Source organism: Sulfurimonas sp., assembly GCF_028694895.1.
Classification (GTDB): domain Bacteria; phylum Campylobacterota; class Campylobacteria; order Campylobacterales; family Sulfurimonadaceae; genus Sulfurimonas.
The window spans coordinates 1-5,645 of the sequence record NZ_JAQVKA010000092.1; the positions used below are offsets into that span (position 1 = coordinate 1).

The following is a 5,645-nucleotide window of genomic DNA, read 5'->3' on the forward strand; positions in this document are numbered from 1 at the left end:
GAGACTAAAGAGAAAAAGTTACGCTTATGCAATAGAAGACTCTATAAAAGAGCAAGTACAACTTGCTAAAAAAGCATATATACATAACATAGTAGTTGATGAGCAGTTCTATGATGAAGTGCTAGAAGCTTTTAGAAAAAGTAAAGAGTCAAAGTATTTTACAACTTCATCTACTCCTAAAGAGGAAAAAGAGTTAGAAGTAACATACGAAACTATATCAGAGCAGATTGATTTTAAAGAGCTTAGTGATATGGAACTAGAGAGATATATCAAGATGATAGAGAATCTTATGGCTGATCCAAACTCTGATATAAAAACTCTTATGAAAAAACATGAGATGGCTTTTATAGAGTTAAAAGCAAGAGGAAAGTCTCTATTTCAAGAGTCTATTTTTTAGGGGTTAATATGAATGTAGAATTTGAAAATATTAACCTGATAAAACAGATATCAAACGATATGCAACTTCTAAAAAAGTTGTTACAAGACACAACAACTAAAAGGTGGCTAAGTGTCAAAGAACTGGCTATTTACCTTAGCTATTCAAAAGATAGAATTTACAAAATAAAAGATACGACTTTTATCGAGGGCATACATTTCTTTAAGAAGAGTGGTAAAATACTGTTTGATAGAGTTGCAATTGATGAATGGGTTATCTCTAAGGAGACAACAAATGAAATTAATCAATCGCGAAGGCAAGTTGTGGATAACATTTTATCATCAATCAAAAAGATATAGACGCTCTTTAAAACTTGATGATACAAAAGCAAATCGCAGGCTAGCCGAAACAAAACTAATTCCTGAGATAGTACATCAACTAAATCAAGATGAGTTCCTTGAAACTACTAATGTTAAAAAAGTACCAACAGTAGATGAGTTTATGAAAGTAAGCTTTGAGATACATGAGGCATACAGAAGAGACTTAAGTCAAAAAGATTATAAGTTTATCTATGAAAGACATATAAAGCCAAGTTTTGGTAAAAGAAACATAGACGAGATAAAACCATCTGAGATAGCTACATGGCAGAGTAAATTACTTAAAAATCTCTCTACTAAATCACTTACAATGATACGCGCCGTTTTTAATGTTATGTTTAATGACGCTTTAGCGGATGAACTTATCACAAGAAACCCTATGAGCCTCATAAAGAAGCCTAAAAATGTTTCAGTCAATGAGATACTTCCATTTAAACAAGATGAAATATTTGAGCTCTTAGGACACATACAAGAAAGAATGAGAGCAGTATTTGCAATCGGTTTTTTTACTGGGATGAGAACAGGCGAACTAGTGGCTCTTAAGTGGAGTGATATCGACTTTGAAAATAATGTTATTAAAGTCAGAAGAGCTAAAAGACAGAATGTAGAATCGCTTCCTAAAACAAAATCAAGTATTAGAGATATTGATATTATTGATATTTTGCTCCCATACTTACATAATCATTTAAAGTTTAAAATTGATGATAGTGAGTATATGTTTAATAGTTTACATAAGAAACCTTTTACATGTTTTCATAGTATATCTAGAACTTATTGGAGACCAATATTTGATAAGATAGGTATAGAGTATAGAAATCCATATCAAATGAGACATACATTCGCAAGTATGATGATAAGTAATGGAGAAGATATTTTATGGGTTAGTAAAATGCTAGGTCATACCAACTCCGCTATCACTTTAACTATGTATGCAAGATATATAGAAAATAAAGATAAAAAACGAGGTGCTTTTTTAATAGCTTCATAGTTTGTATCCTGACACAAAAGGGCACAAACTTGGGCACACCTCAAAAAGTAAGCATGGTTAAGCCCACTAAATAGGGCTTTATACACTATTGTTCTTATTACTATTTATTCAAACACATTATATACGCATCAACTTAAAAAAATAAAAATAACTTACATGTTAAATGTGTGTTAATAATGAAAAATTGGTAAAAAAATATGACAAATAGCAATGTTTTTTAACTTTAGGAGAAAATATACTTATTAGTCTTAAATATTTAGTGTGTGTTAAATGTCATATGGAGAAATAACATACAAAAGTGTTTGTTAATTGTTGGAAGATACACCCATGTGAGTGAATCTCCACTTTTAGTAACTTGAGTGTATCCATCAAGATTAACTAATGGTGGATTAACTTATAAGCTCTTTGGATTTCTAGATTTTTTTCCTAGTTTAACAAGTGTTATCCCAACACCGATAATCACAAATATCATAGCGATAGTTGCTATGATAAATGAACTCTCAACTGGAGCGGTTAAATCAGGCATTTAGTACCTTTGAACATCTTGCACATGTAGAAGTTTCATCTTTTGCTTGGTACTTCCAACATCTTGGGCATTTTGCATCAGTCGCTTTTTGGATAACAAAAATAGTACCATCTACTTCAAACTTACCAAGTTCTTCTGTGACTGGGCTATGAGAGATACCAGATACCACAAACCAATCTTCAGCGGCTGTTTTGTCCATCTCTGCTATCTTCTTTGACTCTGTAACAATGACTAACTCAAGAGTGTTTTTGATGATTTTTTCTTTTTTGAGCCCATCAACTATCTCGTAAAATTTCTCTCTTGCAGCGTACATGTATTCTGTGTTAAACCCAGATTCTGCAACTTCAATGTTCTGATGAGTAAAATCAAAGATATCCTCTTTGCTCACTCTTATAACTTCAGGCAGATACTCAACAATCTCATCAGCTGTATAAGTTAGTATCGGAGCGATAAGCGTTAGAAGTGATTTAACAATTAGCGCCATTGCGCTTTGGCTTGATGTTCTTCTTGCGTCATCTTTTGCGTCACAGTAAAGAGAGTCTTTTGTGATATCGATGTAGATACCGCTCAACTCATTTACTATAAAGTTGTTAAGCAAACTCATACCGTTTACAAAGTTGTAGTTGCTAAATGATTTGTGAACACCCTCAAACACGCTTTTTGCTTCATTCAGTACCCACTTATCTAACTCGCCCATCTTCTCGTAAGGAGTTAGTTCATGTAAGTCGTTGATGTTTGCAAGCATGATTCTAAAAGTATTTCTTAGTTTACGGTAGTTCTCAGCGCTCTGTTTTAGGATGCTTTGAGAGATTTTAAGGTCTCCATGATAGTCACTAGAAGCTACCCAAAGACGGAGTATCTCACTGCCGTACTCTTTTAAAACAGTCTCTGGAGCTACAACATTGCCCTTGCTCTTAGACATCTTCTCGCCTTTTTCATCGACTGTAAAGCCATGAGTAAGAACGCCTTTATACGGTGCTTTGTGCTCAACTGCAGCACTTAAGAACATAGATGATTGGAACCATCCACGGTGCTGATCACTTCCCTCAACATAGAGGTCCGCTTGGAACTCTCCTGCATCATAGTTGCGAGATTTTAGAACTGAGTACCAAGTTGAGCCACTATCAAACCAAACATCCAAGATATCTGTAACTTTTTCAAGCTCATCTGCCTTGTAGCCAGCACCAGGGTAGAGGAGTTGTTCTGTTGGCATAGAGTACCAAGCATCACTTCCGTGCATCTCAAAGACCATCGCTGTAAAGTTTAAAACCTTCTCATCAAGAAGAACTTCGCCAGTCGCTTTGATTCTAAAAAACGCGATAGGAACACCCCAATCTCTTTGTCTTGAGATACACCAGTCAGGTCTGTTTGCGACCATTGATTTTAGTCTGTTTCTACCAGTCTCAGGGAAGAAAAGAGTTTTTTCAACTTCATTAAGAGCAATCTCTCTCAATGTCTTGTCGCTTCCATTTGGCTTCTCATCAACGCTGATAAACCACTGTTTTGTAGCTCTAAAGATAAGAGGAGTGTGGCTTCTCCAACAGTGTGGGTATGAGTGTTTAAACTTTGAAACATGAACAACACTCTCGCCCATAAGAGTTATCAAATCTTCATTTGATTTGAAAATATGACGGCCTAGAAAATCCTCAGCATTTGGGATTAAACCATCACGGATAATAGTCTCATCATAACATCCAGTCTCATCAACTGGCATAACAACTTCTAAGTCATAAACAAGCCCGATGCGGTAGTCATCTTCACCGTGCCCTGGAGCTGTATGAACACAACCTGTACCATTTTCAATCAGTACATGCGCTCCTAAAACTATGCGAGAAGTTCTAGCATTTAGCGGGTTGATAGCTAAGAGATTTTCAAACTCTGTTGCTTTAAATGTTCTTGCTATATCTCCACTTAAAATCCCACTATCTCTAAGTGAAGAGAGAAGCTCTTTAGCAACTATATAACCAGTTGTTGTTAGAACATACTCCTCTTCAGGATTTAACGAGATTCCAGTGTTTGCAGGGATTGTCCATGGAGTTGTTGTCCAGATAACTAAAGCCGCTTTGGAATCAATCGATAGCTTTTTCTTTGCCTCATCACTTAACTCAAACGCTATAAAGATTGAGTAATCCTCTTTATCTTCATACTCAACTTCAGCCTCAGCTAGTGCTGTTCTCTCGGCCCATGACCAAAAAACAGGTTTGCTACGCTCTATGAGAAGCCCTTTTTTTGCAACATTACAAAGTGTACGGTAGATGTTAGCTTCAAATTTAAAATCCATAGTTACATAAGGGTTTTCCCAGTCAGCGATAACACCAAGCTTTTTAAACTCTTCTCTTTGGATATCTACAAACTCAGCTGCGTGAGCGCGACAAAGCTTTCTTACCTCTGATTTTTCTAAAAGCTCTTTTTTCTGTTTTCCGCCTAGTTTTTTCTCAACTTGCTGCTCAATTGGAAGTCCATGACAATCCCAGCCTGGAGTAAAACGCACAGATTTACCGTTAAAATAGTTATGTTTAATAATAATATCTTTTAAAATTTTGTTTAGTGCGTGTCCTATGTGAGTATGCCCATTCGCATATGGAGGGCCATCATGAAGAGTAAAGCTTTGTGCACCTTTACGGTTTGTTTTCATCTTCTGATATATTTTTTTCTCATCCCAAGAGGCATATTTCTTTGGCTCATTGTTGATAAGATTGCCTCTCATCTCAAATTTTGTAGTTGGTAAAAGTAGTGTGTCTTTATAATCCATATCAATTCCAAATTGTAGAAAATTTTTGGATTGTATCTTTATAGGGTTTAAAAGCTACTTTAATCTACTCATTTGGTGCTATAATTGGCTCAACTAATCTCGCAAAAAGGTCTGCTAAAACTATGAAACTACATGTTATTTTTATCGGTAATAAGTTTATATATAATCTTCCACTTAGAGAATATATCATAAGAAAAATAGAGCAAAAAGTTGATTTTATACACTCAATTACATTTTTTAAAGAGAGTGATAATTCACTTTTTTTATATCTGGATAAAGAGTTAAACAGTAAAAATAGACAAATCATAGTAACCACAAAACAGCACTTCTCAACTACCGGTAAACTTTTATGCACCATTACAGGCGACAATCAGATTTTAAAAGATGAGATGCTCATACCATCAAACTCAACTGTCTATGAAAATGGTAGTTATCTTTTAGAGTATAAAGAGTCTATTACAAATGTGCTTCATATGGATGAGATGCAGTTGTTCCCTCAAGTGCTCTTAAATATAGAAGAGTCAAAAGCAACTATGCATCTTTTTGAAGAAGATAAAGTGAGTGCTATGGCTATGCTTGCACCAATTGCGCAGATGTATGATCTAAAAATCAACATAGTAACCCTT

Annotated in this window: 4 protein-coding genes and 2 pseudogenes; 4 read left to right on the top strand and 2 right to left on the bottom strand. The window is 35.0% G+C overall.

Translation table 11 applies throughout. The annotated features are described in order from the left end of the window. The 3 genes and pseudogenes from PHI38_RS08675 to PHI38_RS08685 form a co-directional block, all read left to right on the top strand. Nucleotides 1-397 (top strand): annotated as a pseudogene (locus tag PHI38_RS08675) (hypothetical protein); the annotation flags it as partial. A gap of 8 nt (nt 398-405) precedes the next feature. Beyond that, nucleotides 406-735, top strand: a complete 330-nt coding sequence (locus tag PHI38_RS08680) for a helix-turn-helix domain-containing protein (RefSeq protein WP_299855145.1) — start codon at nt 406-408, stop codon at nt 733-735. Then, nucleotides 671-1,741, top strand: coding sequence for a tyrosine-type recombinase/integrase (locus PHI38_RS08685; protein WP_299855147.1), 1,071 nt, complete (start codon nt 671-673; stop codon nt 1,739-1,741). The genes PHI38_RS08680 and PHI38_RS08685 overlap by 65 nt, the downstream gene beginning before the upstream one ends. A 394-nt stretch (nt 1,742-2,135) precedes the next feature. Here the strand turns inward: PHI38_RS08685 and PHI38_RS08690 are convergent, their stop codons facing one another. Then, a complete protein-coding gene (locus PHI38_RS08690; RefSeq protein ID WP_299855150.1) occupies nt 2,136-2,267 on the bottom strand; it encodes a hypothetical protein in 132 nt (43 codons plus the stop codon). Beyond that, entirely contained in the window at nt 2,260-5,019 is a 2,760-nt protein-coding gene (ileS, locus tag PHI38_RS08695; RefSeq protein WP_299855152.1) for an isoleucine--tRNA ligase, read from the bottom strand. The genes PHI38_RS08690 and ileS overlap by 8 nt, the downstream gene beginning before the upstream one ends. A gap of 122 nt (nt 5,020-5,141) precedes the next feature. Here ileS and PHI38_RS08700 point away from each other — a divergent pair. Then, nucleotides 5,142-5,645: pseudogene (locus PHI38_RS08700) on the top strand (CinA family protein); the annotation flags it as partial.